We start from the raw sequence: 15,788 nt of genomic DNA, 5'->3' as shown, positions 1-15,788 counted from the left end.
GGGTGGGCGCTAGTGCATCGTGGGGATGACGAAGCTGGCGCCCTCGCGCACGCCGTGCGCGGGCCAGCGGCTCGTCACCGTCTTGGTCTTGGTGTAGAAGCGGAACGCGTCGGCGCCGTGCTGGTTGAGGTCGCCGAAGCCGCTGCGCTTCCATCCGCCGAAAGTGAAGTAGGCGATCGGGACGGGGATGGGGACGTTCACGCCGACCATCCCGACCTCGACCCTGGCGACGAAGTCGCGGGCGGCATCCCCGTCGCGGGTGAAGATCCCCACGCCGTTGCCGAACTCGTGATCCGAGCACATCCGCAGCGCCTCCTCGTAGTCCTTCGCCCGGACGATCACGAGCACCGGACCGAAGATCTCCTCGCGGTAGATGGACATGTCGGTGGTCACGTGGTCGAAGAGGGTCGGCCCGAGATAGAAGCCGTCCTCGTGCCCCGGGACCGTGAGCCCGCGGCCGTCGGCGACGAGCGTGGCGCCGGCGTCGATCCCCTGCTGGATGTAGCCCTCGACGCGCTCGACGGCGGCGCGGTTGACCAGCGGACCGTAGTCGACCCCGTCGGCGAGCGACGGGCCGACCTTCAGCGCCGCCACCCGCTCGGCGAGCTTGGCGGACAGCGCCTCGGCCGTCTCCTCGCCCACCGGCACCGCGACCGAGATCGCCATGCAGCGTTCGCCGGCCGATCCGTATCCCGCGCCGATCAGCGCGTCCGCGGCCTGGTCGAGATCCGCGTCGGGCATGACGACGAGGTGGTTCTTGGCACCGCCGAAGCACTGCGCACGCTTCCCGTGGGCGGAGGCGGTGGTGTAGATGTACTCGGCGATCGGGGTGGAGCCGACGAAGCCGACCGCTCGGATCCGCGGGTCGGTCAGCAGGGTGTCGACGGCCTCCTTGTCGCCGTGCACGACGTTGAGGATCCCGGCCGGGAGCCCGGCCTCGAGGAACAGCTCCGCGATCCGCACCGGCACCGAGGGGTCGCGCTCGCTGGGCTTGAGGACGAAGGCGTTGCCCGCGGCGATCGCGGGGCCCATCTGCCACAGCGGGATCATCGCGGGGAAGTTGAACGGGGTGATCCCGGCGACGACGCCCAGCGGCTGGCGCAGCGAGTAGACATCGATCCCGGTGCCGACCGCGGTGGAATACTCCCCCTTGAGCAGGTGCGGGGCGCCGACGCAGAACTCGATGACCTCGACGCCGCGCTGGATGTCGCCCTTCGCGTCGTCGAGCGTCTTGCCGTGCTCGCGCGACAGCAGCTCCGCCAGCGCGGGGGTCTCGTCGCGGAGCAGTTCGAGGAAGCGCATGAAGACGCGGGCGCGCTTCTGGGGGTTGGTCGCGGCCCAGTCGGGCTGCGCCGCCTCGGCGTTCGCGATCGCGGCGCGCACCTCGGACGCGTCCGCGAGCGGGACGCGGGCCTGGACGGCGCCGGTGCTCGGCTCGAAGACGTCTCCGAATCGTCCGGAGACGCCCTCTACACGCGATCCGCCTATGAAGTGCGGGATGTCACGGGTCATTGTGCTCGATCCTCTCGTGCCGCCATTGGCATCATGACGATGGTACGTGGATCCCATGGGAATTACTAGGGTGCCCAAGTATTTGCCCGAGGCTTCCCTCCGCGTTCACCTCCTCGTCACCTCGGCCGCGTACAACAGTGTGTGCGCGGACACGTACTCAGACCGGATCGGGTGACCGTCGTCTCCGCGCCACCGGGATCGCCTTTCTCACGGGCGCCCGTCGCGGTTCCGCACCGCGAGACCCCCGCCGAATCGGGTCGGCGGGGGTCCCCTCTTTCCTTGGCACTCCGTGCCACCCGCGCTCCGGGATCCGAGTCCGATTCGGGGTCCTTCCCGGGGTCGATCGGCCCCGATTCGGGCCCCAATCCCCCGCCGTGAGCCCCAAACCCAGGACTTGGGGAGCGGGGTGGGGATCCGGATCGGGGTTCGAACTGGGGGAAAACGGCACCGGAGAGGGCCCCGGGACCCCGGAATCGACCCCAGAACCGGATGGCGCGGAGCCCCGGGGGGGGTGGGGGTGGGTCAGAGGAGTTCGAGGATCAGGGCGTTGGCCATGCCGCCGCCCTCGCACATCGTCTGCAGGCCCCGGCGGCCGCCCGTGGCCTCCAGGTGGTCGAGCAGCGTGCCGAGGAGCCGGGTCCCGGAAGACCCCAGTGCATGCCCCAGGGCGATCGCGCCGCCCCAGGGGTTCAGCCGGGCCGGATCGGCTCCGAGCTCCGCCGCCCACGCCAGCGGCACGGACGCGAACGCCTCGTTGACCTCGTAGGCGTCGAGATCGTCGAGGGAGAGCCCGGCCCGATCGAGGACGCGCCTCGTCGCCGGGATCGGGCCGGTCAGCATGAACAGGGGATCGTCTCCCACCACCGCGGTGGCGAGTATCCGGGCGCGCGGGCGCAGACCGAGCCGCTCCGCCCGGTCCGCGCTCATCAGCAGCGCGGCGGAGGCGCCGTCGGTCAGCGGCGACGAGTTGCCGGCGGTGATCCGCCAGTCCAGCTCCGGGAACCGCTCGGCGAGAGCGTCGGTGCGGAAGGCGGGAGCGAGGGCGGCGAGCGCGTCTGCGGTCGTGCCGGCACGCACCGTCTCGTCCTCCCGCACCTCGGGCGCCTCCGGAACCGGGACGATGCTCGGAGCGAACGCGTCGTCCGCCCACGCCTGCGCCGCGCGGCGGTGGGACTCGGCGGCATAGGCGTCGAGAGCCTCTCGCGACAGCTCCCACCGGGAGGCGATGAGCTCGGCCGACACCCCCTGGTTCACGAGCCCCTCCGGATAGCGCTCCCGCATCCGGGGCGAGAGGGGCGAGACGCCGCCGAGCGAGGATCCGAGCGGCACGCGGCTCATCGACTCCACCCCGCCGGCGATCACGATGTCCGCGGCGCCCGCGGCGATCGCCTGCGCGGCGAAGTGCACGGCCTGCTGGCTGGACCCGCACTGCCGGTCGATCGTGGTCGCGGGGACCGCCTCGTCGAACCCGGCGGCGAGCACCGCCTGCCGGGCGACGTTCATCGCCTGCTCCCCCACCTGGCTCACGCAGCCCAGCATCACGTCGTCGACCTGCACCGGATCGACGCCGGTGCGCTCCACGAGCGCGGTGAGGACCCCGGCGGCCAGGTCGACCGGGTGCACTCCGCTGAGCGCGCCCCCGGGCTTGCCCCGGCCGACCGGGGTGCGGACGACGTCGACGATCACGGCTTCGTTGCTCATGCTCCGATTCTGCCCCTCGTGCAGGGGGCCGGCTCCGTGCAACATCCGCGAAACACGGGGTGCGTACACTCGACCACGCCACAAGCACGCACGACCCGAGGACCCAGAATGTCCAGCATCCCCGTCACCGTCTCCATCCGCCGCGAAGTCGACCCCTCCCGCATCGCCGAAGCCACCGCCTGGGTGCAGACCGGTGTGAACCTCGCCAGCTCCTACCCCGGCTTTCTCGGATCCGGCTGGGTCCGCGACGGGGAGGGATCCCATCACTGGCACATGCTGTATCGCTTCGGCAGCGAGGCGGAGCTGGAGGCCTGGGAGTCGTCCGGCGAGCGCGCGTGGTGGCTCTCGATGGGCGAGGGCTTCGTCCGCAGCGAGCGCACGCAGCGCCGCACCGGGATCGAGGGCTGGTTCGACGAGCCCGCGACCGGACCGGTCACGGTGCCCGACGCCACGCGCACCGGCACGACGACGGTCGCGCTCGTGCACACCCCGCCGCGGTGGAAGCAAGCCGTGTCGATCTGGCTCGGCTTCTTCCCGGTGAACCTGTTGTTCACGTACCTGATGACGCCCGTGCCCGGATGGGACGCGGTACCGATCTGGCTGCGCGTGCTCGTCACGACGCTCGTGCTCACGCCGATCATGACCTACGCGGTCCTGCCGTGGGTCACCCGGATGCTGAGGTCCTGGCTGAACCGCTGATCCGCCCGGGGTCAGCGCGTTTCGTCTCGTCGCTGCGCTCCTCGCTCAACGACCGGCAGGCGCTTCGGTCGTTGAGCGACAATTCCACTCGCTGCGCTCGCTCAGTGCAGGTCTCCGCGAGACGAAACGCCCCCAGCCCCGGGTCACCACGTTTCGACTCGTCGCTGCGCTCCTCGCTCAACGACCGGAAAGGGGCGCCCGGGAGCTGAGCGGAGCGATGGCCTCGTCCGACGCGCCGGCATCGGGCCTGGCGGGAGCCGACCGAAGGACGGCGGGGGACCGCGCGACGGACGAGGCCATCGCGCAGCGGACCGCACCATGCCGAGGACCGGGTCAGTGCGTTTCGTCTCGTCGCTGCGCTCCTCGCTCAACGACCGAGAACCGACCCCGTTTCGACTCGTCGCTGCGCTCCCCGCTCAACGACCGGAGGGGCGCCGCGTCGAGACACGGCCCGGGGGACGGACCGTCACCCCGCAGAGGGGACGTGCCGCTCGTCGACGCCGACGTAGGCCGACAGCGGGCGGATGAGCGCGTTCGCCGCCGCCTGCTCCATCACGTGCGCGGTCCATCCGGTAACCCGCGAGGCGACGAACAGCGGCGTGAAGGTCAGCGTGTCGAACCCGATGAGGTTGTACGCCGGACCCGACGGGTAGTCGAGGTTCGGGTGGATCCCCTTGCGGGAGACGAACTCCCGCTCCAGGGCGTCGTACAGCTCGGCGACCTCCGGACGGTCGTAGTGCGCGACGAGCGTGTCGAGCGCCGCCTTCATGGTCGGCACCCGCGAATCGCCGTTCTTGTACACGCGGTGCCCGAAGCCCATGATCTTCCGCTTCTCCGCGAGGGCCTCGTCCAGCCAGCCGGTGACACGGTCCGCGCTCCCGATCTCGTCGAAGATGTGCAGCACGGCCTCGTTCGCCCCGCCGTGCAGCGGGCCCTTGAGCGCGCCGATGGCCCCCACGACCGCGGAGTACAGATCGCTGAGGGTCGACGTGATCACCCGCGCGGTGAAGGTCGACGCGTTGAAGGAGTGCTCCGCGTACAGGATCATCGAGCGGTTGAACGCGTCGACGACCACGGGATCCGGCTCCTCGCCGAAGGTCATCCAGAGGAAGTTCGCCGAGTAGTCCAGATCGTCGCGCGGGGCGACGATCTCCTGTCCGCGACGGCGGCGCTGTCCGTAGGCGACGATGGCCGGAAGCGCGGCGAACAGGCGGACGCTGCGCTCGAGGTTCTCCTCCCGGCTTCCGCTCGCGTCGAGCACGGAACCCGATCCGTTCGCGTCGGACGCCCCGATCAGGCTGACCGCCGTGCGCACCTCGTCCATCGGGTGCGCCGAGACCGGCACCAGGTCGATCGCCGCCTTGACGTTGTCCGCCAGCGCCCGGTGCGAGCGCTCGGCCGCCCGGAGCGCGTCGAGCTGGTCCTGGTCCGGCAGCTCGCCGTGCCACAGCAGGTGGGCGACCGCCTCGAACGGCTGCGTGGCCGCGAGCTCCTGCACGGGGTACCCGCGGTACAGCAGGCTGTTGGTCTCGGGGTTGACCTTCGAGATCGCCGTCGTGTCGACGACGACGCCTGCGAGGCCCTTCTTGATGTCCGGATCGCTCATGTCACTCCTTCGTGTCGGTCGACGCGTTTCGTCTCGTCGCTGCGCTCCTCGCTCAACGACCGGGTGGGTTTCGTCTCGTCGCTGCGCTCCTCGCTCAACGACCGGTGTCGATGGTGAAGTTGAAGACGCTGGTGTCGAAGCGGTTGTAGCCCTCGTAGTCGATGAGCTCGTAGAGCTCGGCCCGATGCTGCATCTCGCCGAGCTTCGCGGTGAGCGCACCGTCCTCCGCCAGCGTATCGAGCGCACGGCCCGCGGCGCCCATCGCGATCCGCAGCAGCGAGACCGGCCAGATCGCGATCCGCACGCCGGCGTCGCGGAGCTGGTCGACCGTGAAGAGGTCGCTCTTGCCGAACTCGGTCATGTTCGCCAGGATCGGCACGTCCAGGGCCTCGGCCATCGCCTCGAACTCTGCGAGCGTGCGCATCGCCTCCGGGAAGATCGCGTCCGCCCCGGCGTCGACCAGCGCCTTCGCGCGGTCGATCGCCGCATCCATGCCCTCCACCGCACGGATGTCGGTGCGTGCCATGAGCAGGAAGTCCGGATCCCGACGAGCGTCCGCGGCGGCGCGGATGCGCTTGATCGCGGTGCTCTCGTCGACGACGCTCTTGCCGTCGAGGTGACCGCAGCGCTTGGGATTGACCTGGTCCTCGATGTGGAGGCCGGCCAGGCCCGCGTCCTCCATCTCCTGGACGGTCCGGGCGACGTTCATCGGCTCGCCGAACCCGGTGTCCGCGTCGACGATGGCCGGAAGGTCGGTCATCCGGGCGATCTGCCGGGCCCGACCCGCCACCTCGGTCAGCGTGGTCAGCCCGATGTCGGGAAGACCGAGATCCGCGGAGAGCACGGCGCCGGAGATGTAGACGCCGTCGAAGCCCTTGTCCGCGATGAGCCGCGCGGACAGCGGGTTGAAGGCTCCTGGGAAGCGCAGCAGCTCGCCGCTCGCCAGCCGCTCGCGGAACGCCCGGCGCTTCTCGTGCGCCGGCACGGCGGAGTACAGCATCAGAACAGGCCCTTCGGAGCGGGCGCCGCGGCGAGGACGCCGGGCGCGGCCACGATCGAGAGGTCGGCGACCTCCTCCGCGGTGAGCTCCGGAAGACGCTGCACCAGCGACAGGAAGCGCTCGATCTCCTGCGGCTCCAGCACCGGCTCGGCGAGCAGGCGGAACTTGCGGATGTAGTCCTCCCGGGCGAAGGGTCGGGCGCCGAGCGGATGCGCGTCGGCGACGGCGATCTCGTCCTCGATCACCGTGCCGTCCGTCAGCCGGATGACGACCCGGCCGCCGAACGCCTTCTCCGCCGGATCGGTCGAGTGGTAGCGGCGCGTCCACTCCTCGTCCTCGGCGGTGGTGATCTTGTGCCACAGCGCCACCGTGTCCTCACGGCCGGCGCGCTCCGGCGTGTACGAGTCGACGTGGTGCCAGGCCCCGTCCTGCAGCGCGACGGCGAAGATGTAGGGGATCGAGTGGTCCAGCGTCTCGCGCGAGGCCGTCGGGTCGTACTTCTGCGGGTCGTTGGCCCCGGAGCCGATCACGTAGTGGGTGTGGTGGCTCGTGTGGATGACGATCGACTCGACGTTCGCCGGATCGGCCAGCGCGGGGCGCTCGTTGTGGAGCTTTCGAGCCAGGTCGATCCAGGCCTGCGCCTGGTACTCCGCGGAATGCTCCTTCGTGTAGGAGTCGAGGATCGCCCGCTTGGGCTCGCCGGCAGCCGGCAGCGGCACCTCGTACGCGGCGTCCGGTCCGTCGAGCATCCAGGCGATCACTCCGTCCTCACCCTCGTAGATCGGGCTCGGAGAGGTCTCGCCCCGCATCGCGCGGTCCACGGCCTCGACCGCCATCTTGCCAGCGAACGCGGGAGCGTGCGCCTTCCACGTGGAGATCTCGCCCTTGCGGCTCTGCCGCGTCGCCGTGGTGGTGTGCAGCGCCTGGCCGACGGCCTGGTAGATCGTCTCGGGCGAGAGGCCGAGAAGGGTTCCGATCCCGGCTGCGGCCGACGGGCCGAGGTGGGCGACGTGGTCGATCTTGTGCTTGTGCAAGCAGATCGCCTTGACGAGGTCGATCTGGATCTCGTACCCCGTCGCGATGCCGCGGACGAGGGCGCGCCCGTCCGCGCGGACGTGCTGGGCGACGGCGAGGATCGGAGGGATGTTGTCGCCGGGGTGGGAGTAGTCCGCCGCGAGGAACGTGTCGTGGTAGTCGAGCTCGCGCACGGCCACGCCATTCGCCCAGGCCGCCCACTCCGGGCTCGTCCGTCGCTCGAGCGGGGTGCCGAACACCGTCGCGCCGGCGCCGCCGACGGACACGGGGTGATCCAGCGCCTGCTGGCGCGCGGCGCTGACCGGCGCCCGGGTCAGCGAGGCGGCCGCGACGGAGGCGTTGTCGATGATCCGGTTGATGATCATGTCGACGACGTCCTGGTCGACCTCGACCGGGTCGGCGGCGACCTCGGCGATCCGCCAGGCGAGCTGCCCCTCCCGCGGGAGGTTCTCGTCGCTGCGGTGCACGCGGAGGTGGTGGTTCACGGTCATGATCAGTTCTTCTTTCCTTCGGGCGCGGATGCCGTGTCGGTCGTTGAGCGAGCGGAGCGAGACGAAACGCCCGCCCCCAGGGAGTCGAGGACGCTCGCCAGCGCGTTGTGCAGGTGCACGTGGGTCGCGTGCGCGGCGAGGTCGCCGTCGCCGCCGGCGATCGCCTCGGCGATGAGACGGTGCTCGGCCACCGAGGCGGCCAGTCGAGCCGGGCGGTCCCTGGCCAGCCGGCGCACGCGGACGAGATGCGTGCGGACCGTGCGCAGGGCGGCGGTGAGGTAGTCGTTCCCGGCCGCGGCGTCGAGCGCCGCGTCGAAGCGCGCGATGAGCTCCTCGTACGCCCGGCGCCCCTCGGGGAGGGCCAGCGCGTCGGCCGCGTCGGCGAACTCGGCCGCGAAACCCGCGAAGACGGCAGGGTCGCCGCGGTCGGCCACGATCCGCGCCGCGGACTCCTCCAGCGCCCGGCGCAGCTCGAAGAGCGCCCGAATGTCGGAGGCGTCGATCGGGGCGACCACCGTCACGCGCGGAGACTGCTGCACCACCAGTCCTTCGGCGGCGAGCCGACGCAGGGCTTCACGCAAGGGGGTGCGGCTGACGCCGAGACGCGCCGCCTGCTCCACCTCGCCGAGCACCGTGCCCGCGGGCAGGTCCCCGGACTGGATGCCGTCGAGCAGGGCGGCGTACGCGCGCTCGCCTGCGCGCTGCTGCCCCTCCTGCACGATCACCATGGCCTCAGTGTATACATAAACAGGGGCAGGGGGCACGTCACCGGGCGCCAATACGCCAGCCGGTATACATTCCGGAGGCACGCGCCACGACCCGCAGACCGCCGCGGCAACCCCTGTCCCGCTGGGGGCGCCCGGACCGCGCGATAGGGTGACCGAGGCGGAGGGGGACGCATCCTGCCCCTTCCGATGCGACAGGGAGGTGACGGTGAGCGGGAACGAGACCGCGGATCCGCGAGACGGCGAGGGCGGCTTCCCGCCCGTGCCGCCCCTGGCTCCACCCCTGGGCCCCACGGCACCCCCGCCGGCGCCGAACCCGCTGGGATCGCCCGCGCCGGCCGGACCGCACACCCCGCCCGGACCGGCCGCTCCGCCTCTGCCCCCGTATGCCGCCAACTCGCCCCGAACGACCGCCGGCCCGGCCCCGGAGGCCCCCGCGACGGCACCGCTGCCGCCCTACGCACGGACACCGCCCGTCGACCACGGCGCGGTGCCGGCAGGGCCGCCCGTTCCTGCACCGCCCGCGCGGATGAACGGGACGCTCAAGGGCCTGCTGATCGCGGTGCCGATCTTCCTCCTGCTCATCGTGGGGGTCGGCGCCTTCAGCACGATCCTCACGGTCACGCGCGACGTGAGCAGCGAGCCGCTCGCCCCGTTCCCGACCCTTCCGCCGATCCCGACCCTCACGCCCGTCGCGCCGCTCTCGCCCGCGCCCACCGATGCCGCCGAGCCGGACCCGACGCTCACGGACGACCCGGAGATCCCCGGCACCGGCTCCGTGGGCGACCGACTGGAGGAGCTCGCGGAGCAGTACCGCCAGGCCAGGGACGACGGAACGCTCTGGGAGCGCATCCCCGACACGGAACGCAACCGTGCGGCCGTCTCTGCGTTCCTCTACCTCATCACCGACATGAAGATCGCGACGATCTGGGGCGTGGACAAGGAGACGCAGGCCCAGTATGCGCAGGACGCGCAGCGCCTCGAGGAGCGCCTGCTCGCGCAGGAGCCGCTCGGCACCTCGGTGGAGATCACGTTCGAGGACGGGCGCGTCTTCCGCTACGACGGCGAGACCGGCGAGGGCGGGTACACCGAGCCGGAAGGGTAGCGGCGGCACCCGACGTCGACCGCCCGCTCTTCGTCCCCGAGGATCCCATGACCTTCCGCACCCCCTACGACACGTGGTTCCCGGACGCGGCCTTCGACGGCAGCTACGGGTTCGACCTTCCGGCGTTGCGCGCCGTCTCACCGGTCCCGCCCCCGGAGGGGTTCGCCGAGCGCTGGCGGGGCTGGCACCGAGAGGCGCGGGCGATCCCCCCGGCCCCCGAGGCCCTGACCGAGGCGCACGGACACGGCCGACGCGTGTCCGTGATCGCGCACACCACCGCCGACGGCACCCGCCTGCGCGCCTGGGTGGCCGAGCCTCGACGGACGCCGGCGCGCGTCGGCGTCGTGCACGGCCATGGCTACGGCGGCCGGGAGGCACCGGAGTTCCACCGTATCCCGGACGACGCGTGGGCGATCTTCCCCGTCGCCCGGGGGCTCGGCGCGCTGAACCGCGGCGTCGGAGGGCCCGAGGCGGCGGAGGAGCACGTCATCGCAGACCTGGACGACCCGGACCGGGCCGTGCTGGGCCTGTCCGCGCGGGACCTGTGGACGGCGGCGTCCGCGCTGCAGGATATCGCCGGCGACCTGCCGCTGTACTACGTCGGCGAGAGCTTCGGCGGAGGGATCGGCGCGCTCGCGCTCCCCTGGGACGAGCGCTTCGTCGGCGCGACGCTCGTGGTGCCGAGCTTCGGGCAGTACGACGAGCGCCTCGCCGTCCCCTGTCTCGGCAGCGGAGAGGCCGTGCGGCGCGCCGTGGCCCGACGCCCCGGGCTCCGCGAGGATCTGCGCTGGCTCGACGCCTCGACCGCGGCGACCTTCCTGCGCATCCCCGTACGTGTCGAGGCCGCCCTCTGGGACCAGTACGTCCCGCCGCAGGGACAGTTCGCGGTCGCGAACGCGATCGAGCGCGCGGGCGGCGACCTCGACCTCGTCGTGCTGCCGGCGGGGCATGCCGAGCATCCCGGCCTCGGCCGGGTCGTCCGGGACGCGATCGCCGGCGGGCGCGCGCACCTCGACCGCGTCGTCCCCGGGGAGCGCCGCTCCCCTCGCCTCTGAGCGCTACCGTTCCCCGCCGGACGAGCCGGAACCCCGCCCGGACACCGGCTCGACGAGCGGCGGGGGCTTCGGCTCGCCGAGCTTGACCACGACGACGCCCGCCAGCACCAGCGCTCCGCCGGCGAGCTGCCACGGTCCCGGAAGCTGGCCGAGCAGGAGCCATCCGAACAGCAGCGCGGCGACGACCTCCGCCAGGGCGACGAAGGAGGCCACGCGCGAGCCCAGCATGCGCGTGGACGCGATGCCGAGGACGTAGGCCAGCGCCGTGGCCAGGATCCCCACGGCGAGCACGGGGACGAACCAGGGCACCGTGCCGAACCGGTACGCGACGTCGGCCGTGGTCCATGCCATCGGCAGGATCCCGACCGCCCCCGCCGCGGTCAGGCCGAGGGCGCCGACGAGCAGACCGGATCCCGCGAGCGCGATCGGCGGCAGCCCGGTGTCCGCCCGGCCGGAGAGCAGGAAGTACGCCGCCGCGCCGGTCATCGCGCCGAGCGCCCACAGGATCCCGACGGGGTCGATCCGGGCGCCGGTGAGCACGTCCAGCATCAGGACGAGCCCCGCGAACGCGACGGCGGCACCGAGGGCGCTGCGCGCGGTCGGGCGCTCCCCGCGCCGGATCCACAGCCAGAGGACCACCGCCACCGGCGCGGTGTACTCGACGAGCAGAGCCACCCCGACGTCCATCACGGCCACGGCCTGGAAGTAGCAGAGCTGGGTCGCGGCGACGGCGAGCAGGCCGTAGGCGGCGATCATGCCGAGGTTGCGCCGCACGACGGGCGCCTTCCCGCGCAGCGCCAGGACGGTGGGGATCAGGAGCACGAGCGCGGCCACCCACACGCGCGCCGTCACGGCGGCCCCGGGCGTCCACCCGGCGTCGATCAGGCCGCGCGCCCACGCCCCCGACATCCCGAACGACACCGCGGCCGCGACCGCGACGAGCAGACCGGTGCCGGTCGTGCGCCGGCGGGTCATGTCATCGGCGTATGCCTCCATGGGATGTGACGCTAGGCCCGCGCCGCGTAAGCTGTCAACATGCTCTTCACCGATGACACGACGGAATCCCTCCGCGCTGCCGTCCACCTGGTGAACACCGCCGAGCCCCCGGACACGCTGGACACGCCCGCACGGGTCGAGGCCTTCCTGGCCGCACACCCCTACACGGGGCGGATCGACCGTGACGCGGCCGAGCTCCGCGCGCTCCGCAGCCTCCGCCCGCGGCTGCGCACGATGCTGCTGGCGCCGCGCGACGCGATGGCCGACGCGGTCAACGCCGCGCTCGCGGACGTCGCCCTCGCACCCCGCCTGACCCGGCACGGCGACGCGGACTGGCACCTGCACGCGGTCGGCGACGACCGCCCCCTCGACGAACGCATCCTCATCGAGACCGCCATGGCCCTCGTCGACGTGATCCGGGCGCACGAGGGCGACCGGATCACGGTCTGCGCGGACGCCGACTGCGCCGCGCTCGCGCTGGACCTGTCCCGCAACCGCTCCAAGCGCTACTGCTCGACGACCTGCGCCAACCGCAACGCGGTCGCCGCGTACCGCGCGCGCCGGCGCGCCTCGTGACCGGTCGTGTGCTGCGGCTCAGCCGTTCACGACCCCCTCGAACAGCCCGATGTGGTTCCCGTCCGGATCCACGATCACGGCCCACGCGCTCGTGTCGGTGATCGGCTGCCGCTCCATCGCGACCGAGCCGCCGGCCTCCTTCGCCGCCGCGATCGTCTCCTCGATCGAGTCCACCTCGACGTACGAGCGCGGCTGGGTGAACCCGTCGCCGCGCGGGGCGAGCCCGCCGCCGGAGATGCCGTTCGGCGCCTGCCACATCGGATAGCCCTCGAACCCGGGCATCTCCGAGATGTCCCAGCCGAACAGGCCCGAGTAGAAGGCCGTCGCCCTCACCAGGTCCGACACCGGGATGTCGATGTGCGTGATGTCGCCGTGTGCCATGTCCGCATCCTCTCCTCGGGCCCCGATGGCTCGACGCGGACAGTCTCGTCCCCGCCGACACGCGCCACAAGACCCCGGCTCAGGACGACGGGTGACCGACCACGCCCTTGCGCAGCAGGGCGTTGCCGTACTTCCGCGTCTCGCCGGTGCGCACGATGAGATACGCCGCCCGTGCGACGTCGTAGTAGGCGAAGCGCTCCACGAACGCCGTCGTCGCCTCGTCCGTCCCGGCGGCGGTCATCAGCTCGCCCTGGACGGGCAGCACCGCCCCGTCCGCGGACGCCATCAGGTCCATCCCGGGCGCGTCGTCCAGGGGGAGGACGGAGCGGACGGCCGCGACGACGGCCGGCGTGCTCGTCCCGGGGAGATCCACGACCCGCGCCCCCAGCGCCCAGGCCGGGAAATGCGCGTCCGCGACGACGACCGCGTCCGAATGGCCCATCCGGTCCAGGTGCAGCAGCAGCTCCCCGGTGAGCAGGGGATGGATTCCTTCGAGCACGGCTCCTCCTTCGGTCGGTCCGCCCTCAGGCGGGGATCAATCCCTCCGACGCCAGCTCCGCCCAGAGCGCGTCGGGGATGTCGAGTCCGGCGAGCTCGGCGTTCTGCCGGAGCTGGGCGGGGCGACTGCCGCCCACGACGACGCTGCGGACGACACCCGACCGCAGGGGGAACTGGATCGCCGCGGCCGGGAGGGGCACCTGGTGGGCCCGGCACACCGCCGCGATCCGGAGGAGGCGCTCCCAGAGCGCGTCGGGCAGCGCCCCGTACTCGTATCGCCCGTCCCGCGTCGGCTCGCTCTGCGCGAGCAGGCCGGAGTTGAACACGGACGCGGCGACGATCCCGGTGCCCCGCTCCGCGCACGCCGGCAGCACGTCGGCCGCCGCGGGCTGCTCCAGCAGCGTGTACCGGCCCGCGACCATGACGAGGTCGAGATCCGCCGAGCGGACCGCGGCGGCGAGCGCCTCGGACACCATCGAGCCGACGCCGACCCGCCTCACCCCGCCGGCGGCGCGCACCGCCTCCAGCGCGGGCAGCGCCTCGGCGAGCGCGAGGTCGAGGTCGTGGCGCTCCGGGTCGTGGAGGTACGCGATGTCGATCCGGTCGATCCCCAGTCGCTCCCGGGACTCGTCCAGGCTCGCCCGGATCCCCGCCTCGGAGAAGTCCCACACACGCCTCAGGTCGTCGGGCACGTGGAAGTCGTTGTCCGTGTCCAGCCCGCCCGAATGGTCGGGGTTCGGGCGCAGCAGCCGCCCGACCTTCGTGGACAGCACGAACTCGTCTCGGGGCTTGGTCGCCAGGAACGCCCCGAGCCGGCGCTCCGACAGGCCCAGCCCGTAATGCGGGGCGGTGTCGTAGTGGCGGATCCCGCTCTCCCACGCCGCGTCGAGCACCGCCCACGCCTCGGCGTCCGTCAACGGGCGGAACAGGTTGCCGACGTTCGCCGCCCCGTATCCCAGGGTCGGCAGGGGGACGAGCGGATCGGTCCGAGGATCAGGCGTCGACACGTCGCTCCCCCGTCGCCGCGAGCTCGGCCCCGGATCCACCGGCCCAGAGGTGGGCGGCACGGCTGGCGGCCTTCATCTCCATCCCCGCGCCGGGGGCGGTGGGCGCCGTGTAGGAGCCGCCGCGGATGTCGGTCGGCACCACGAAGTGCTCGTGCAGGTGGTCCACGTACTCGATCATGCGGCCCTCCCGGGTTCCCGAGACCGCGACGAAGTCGAACATCGACAGGTGCTGGACGGCTTCGCACAAGCCCACGCCGCCGGCATGGGGGCACACGGGCACGCCGAACTTCGCCGCGAGCAGGAGGTTGGCGATGTTCTCGTTCACCCCGGCCACGCGCACGGCGTCGATCTGCATGACCTGGATCGCCTCGGCCTGGAGGAGCTGCTTGAAGATCATCCGGTTCTGGGCGTGCTCCCCGGTGGCGACACGGATCGGGGCGATCCCGCGGGCGATCTCGGCGTGTCCCAGGATGTCGTCCGGACTGGTCGGCTCCTCGACCCAGGCCGGACGGAACTCGGCGAGCGCCGTCACCCAGTCGATCGCCTCCGAGACCTCCCAGCGCTGGTTCGCATCGATCGCGATCGGGAAGTCGGGTCCGCACACCTCGCGCGCCTTCCGGAACCGCCGGATGTCGTCCTCCAGGTCGGCGCCGACCTTGAGCTTGATCTGCGTGAACCCGTCGGCGAGAGCCTCGCGCGCCAGCCGCTCCAGCTTCTCGTCCGAGTAGCCGAGCCAGCCGGGACTCGTGGTGTAGCCGGGATAACCGGTGGCGAGCAGCTCCGCCTCGCGCGCGGCGCGCCCCGGCTCGGCGGTGCGGAGGATCTCCAGCGCCTCCGCCGGCGTCAGCGCGTTCGTGAGGTAGCGGAAGTCGACGAGACCGACGAGCTCCTCCGGCGTCATCCGGCTCAGCAGCTGCCACAGCGGCAGCCCCGCCCGCTTGGCCTTGACGTCCCACAGCGCGTTGATCACGGCGCCGATCGCCATGTGCATGACGCCCTTCTCCGGGCCCAGCCAGCGCAGCTGCGAGTCGCCGACGATCTCGCGGAACGTCGCGCCCATGTCATCCAGGAGCGGCTCGATCTCACGTCCCACGAGGTGCCCGGCCAGGGCGTCGATCGCCGCGACCTGGACGTCGTTGCCGCGACCGATCGTGAAGACGAACGCGTGGCCCTCGATCCCGTCCTCGGCGTCCGTGCGAATGACGACGTACGCCGCGGAGTAGTCGGGGTCGGGGTTCATCGCGTCCGAGCCGTCGAGGCTCAGCGACGTGGGGAAGCGGATGTCGCTGGTCTCCAGCGCGACGATACGGCTCACGGGGCTCCTCACTCGGCGGACCACGCGGAGGAGCGGGTCCCAACAGACAGTTGGAGTGTAAACATCCGATGTCTATACTGTCAACG

The 15,788-nt window shown here is 72.1% G+C and carries 15 protein-coding genes; 4 read left to right on the top strand and 11 right to left on the bottom strand.

Annotation, left to right across the window (positions count from 1 at the left end; all coding sequences use genetic code 11):
* Positions 1 to 9 precede the first annotated feature (9 nt).
* Complete coding sequence (locus tag V6R91_RS11370) at positions 10 to 1,512, bottom strand: CoA-acylating methylmalonate-semialdehyde dehydrogenase (protein ID WP_336395490.1); 1,503 nt, start codon at positions 1,510 to 1,512, stop codon at positions 10 to 12.
* 522 nt (positions 1,513 to 2,034) lie between these two features.
* Positions 2,035 to 3,213, bottom strand: coding sequence for a thiolase family protein (locus V6R91_RS11365; RefSeq protein WP_336395489.1), 1,179 nt, complete (start codon positions 3,211 to 3,213; stop codon positions 2,035 to 2,037).
* Between the two features lie 108 nt (positions 3,214 to 3,321).
* Between V6R91_RS11365 and V6R91_RS11360 the strand changes: the two genes are divergently transcribed.
* Positions 3,322 to 3,912, top strand: a complete 591-nt coding sequence (locus V6R91_RS11360; RefSeq protein ID WP_067242527.1) for an antibiotic biosynthesis monooxygenase — start codon at positions 3,322 to 3,324, stop codon at positions 3,910 to 3,912.
* A 466-nt stretch (positions 3,913 to 4,378) separates the two neighbouring features.
* Here V6R91_RS11360 and V6R91_RS11355 read toward each other — a convergent pair whose 3' ends face one another.
* The 4 genes from V6R91_RS11355 to V6R91_RS11340 all read right to left on the bottom strand — a co-directional run bounded on the left by V6R91_RS11355 (position 4,379) and on the right by V6R91_RS11340 (position 8,772).
* Entirely contained in the window at positions 4,379 to 5,518 is a 1,140-nt protein-coding gene (locus tag V6R91_RS11355; protein WP_271059526.1) for a bifunctional 2-methylcitrate synthase/citrate synthase, read from the bottom strand.
* A 94-nt stretch (positions 5,519 to 5,612) separates the two neighbouring features.
* Positions 5,613 to 6,518, bottom strand: a complete 906-nt coding sequence (gene prpB / locus V6R91_RS11350; protein WP_336395488.1) for a methylisocitrate lyase — start codon at positions 6,516 to 6,518, stop codon at positions 5,613 to 5,615.
* Entirely contained in the window at positions 6,518 to 8,044 is a 1,527-nt protein-coding gene (locus tag V6R91_RS11345; protein WP_336395487.1) for an MmgE/PrpD family protein, read from the bottom strand. The genes prpB and V6R91_RS11345 overlap by 1 nt, the downstream gene beginning before the upstream one ends.
* Positions 8,045 to 8,046: 2 nt before the next feature.
* Complete coding sequence (locus V6R91_RS11340; RefSeq protein ID WP_336395486.1) at positions 8,047 to 8,772, bottom strand: GntR family transcriptional regulator; 726 nt, start codon at positions 8,770 to 8,772, stop codon at positions 8,047 to 8,049.
* Positions 8,773 to 9,298: 526 nt separating this feature from the next.
* On the opposite strand from V6R91_RS11340, the gene V6R91_RS11335 reads away from it, so the two are divergent.
* The gene (locus V6R91_RS11335) at positions 9,299 to 9,874 is read left to right on the top strand and encodes a hypothetical protein (RefSeq protein WP_336395485.1); all 576 of its coding nucleotides are present in this window, start codon (positions 9,299 to 9,301) and stop codon (positions 9,872 to 9,874) included.
* Between the two features lie 47 nt (positions 9,875 to 9,921).
* Positions 9,922 to 10,929, top strand: coding sequence for an acetylesterase (locus tag V6R91_RS11330; RefSeq protein ID WP_336395484.1), 1,008 nt, complete (start codon positions 9,922 to 9,924; stop codon positions 10,927 to 10,929).
* A gap of 3 nt (positions 10,930 to 10,932) precedes the next feature.
* On the opposite strand, the gene V6R91_RS11325 is transcribed toward V6R91_RS11330, so the two are convergent.
* Entirely contained in the window at positions 10,933 to 11,925 is a 993-nt protein-coding gene (locus tag V6R91_RS11325; RefSeq protein WP_336395483.1) for an EamA family transporter, read from the bottom strand.
* Between the two features lie 39 nt (positions 11,926 to 11,964).
* On the opposite strand from V6R91_RS11325, the gene V6R91_RS11320 reads away from it, so the two are divergent.
* The gene (locus V6R91_RS11320; RefSeq protein WP_336395482.1) at positions 11,965 to 12,501 is read left to right on the top strand and encodes a CGNR zinc finger domain-containing protein; all 537 of its coding nucleotides are present in this window, start codon (positions 11,965 to 11,967) and stop codon (positions 12,499 to 12,501) included.
* An 18-nt stretch (positions 12,502 to 12,519) separates the two neighbouring features.
* Here the strand turns inward: V6R91_RS11320 and V6R91_RS11315 are convergent, their stop codons facing one another.
* From V6R91_RS11315 to V6R91_RS11300, 4 genes are all read right to left on the bottom strand, one after another.
* A complete protein-coding gene (locus V6R91_RS11315; RefSeq protein ID WP_219086734.1) occupies positions 12,520 to 12,882 on the bottom strand; it encodes a VOC family protein in 363 nt (120 codons plus the stop codon).
* 79 nt (positions 12,883 to 12,961) lie between these two features.
* The gene (locus V6R91_RS11310) at positions 12,962 to 13,381 is read right to left on the bottom strand and encodes an RbsD/FucU family protein (RefSeq protein WP_271059534.1); all 420 of its coding nucleotides are present in this window, start codon (positions 13,379 to 13,381) and stop codon (positions 12,962 to 12,964) included.
* A gap of 25 nt (positions 13,382 to 13,406) precedes the next feature.
* Positions 13,407 to 14,387 carry an aldo/keto reductase gene (locus tag V6R91_RS11305; RefSeq protein ID WP_336395481.1) on the bottom strand — a complete coding sequence of 327 codons (981 nt, stop codon included), beginning with the start codon at positions 14,385 to 14,387 and terminating at the stop codon, positions 13,407 to 13,409.
* Entirely contained in the window at positions 14,374 to 15,702 is a 1,329-nt protein-coding gene (locus tag V6R91_RS11300; RefSeq protein WP_336395480.1) for an L-fuconate dehydratase, read from the bottom strand. Before V6R91_RS11300 ends, V6R91_RS11305 begins: the two co-directional genes overlap by 14 nt.
* Between the last annotated feature and the right edge of the window lie 86 nt (positions 15,703 to 15,788).

The sequence above is a fragment of the Microbacterium sp. CCNWLW41 genome, from assembly GCF_037083505.1.
This window is presented reverse-complemented; position numbering and strand designations above follow the sequence as displayed.

Bases quoted from the DNA above. Each gene is read 5' to 3' on its own strand.
- V6R91_RS11355 (WP_271059526.1), bottom strand. From the start codon at position 5,518: ATGAGCGATCCGGACATCAAGAAGGGCCTCGCAGGCGTCGTCGTCGAC.
- V6R91_RS11335 (WP_336395485.1), top strand. From the start codon at position 9,299: ATGAACGGGACGCTCAAGGGCCTGCTGATCGCGGTGCCGATCTTCCTC.
- V6R91_RS11360 (WP_067242527.1), top strand. From the start codon at position 3,322: ATGTCCAGCATCCCCGTCACCGTCTCCATCCGCCGCGAAGTCGACCCC.
- V6R91_RS11325 (WP_336395483.1), bottom strand. From the start codon at position 11,925: ATGGAGGCATACGCCGATGACATGACCCGCCGGCGCACGACCGGCACC.
- V6R91_RS11320 (WP_336395482.1), top strand. From the start codon at position 11,965: ATGCTCTTCACCGATGACACGACGGAATCCCTCCGCGCTGCCGTCCAC.
- V6R91_RS11340 (WP_336395486.1), bottom strand. From the start codon at position 8,772: ATGGTGATCGTGCAGGAGGGGCAGCAGCGCGCAGGCGAGCGCGCGTAC.
- V6R91_RS11365 (WP_336395489.1), bottom strand. From the start codon at position 3,213: ATGAGCAACGAAGCCGTGATCGTCGACGTCGTCCGCACCCCGGTCGGC.
- V6R91_RS11315 (WP_219086734.1), bottom strand. From the start codon at position 12,882: ATGGCACACGGCGACATCACGCACATCGACATCCCGGTGTCGGACCTG.
- V6R91_RS11370 (WP_336395490.1), bottom strand. From the start codon at position 1,512: ATGACCCGTGACATCCCGCACTTCATAGGCGGATCGCGTGTAGAGGGC.
- V6R91_RS11330 (WP_336395484.1), top strand. From the start codon at position 9,922: ATGACCTTCCGCACCCCCTACGACACGTGGTTCCCGGACGCGGCCTTC.
- prpB (WP_336395488.1), bottom strand. From the start codon at position 6,518: ATGCTGTACTCCGCCGTGCCGGCGCACGAGAAGCGCCGGGCGTTCCGC.
- V6R91_RS11345 (WP_336395487.1), bottom strand. From the start codon at position 8,044: ATGACCGTGAACCACCACCTCCGCGTGCACCGCAGCGACGAGAACCTC.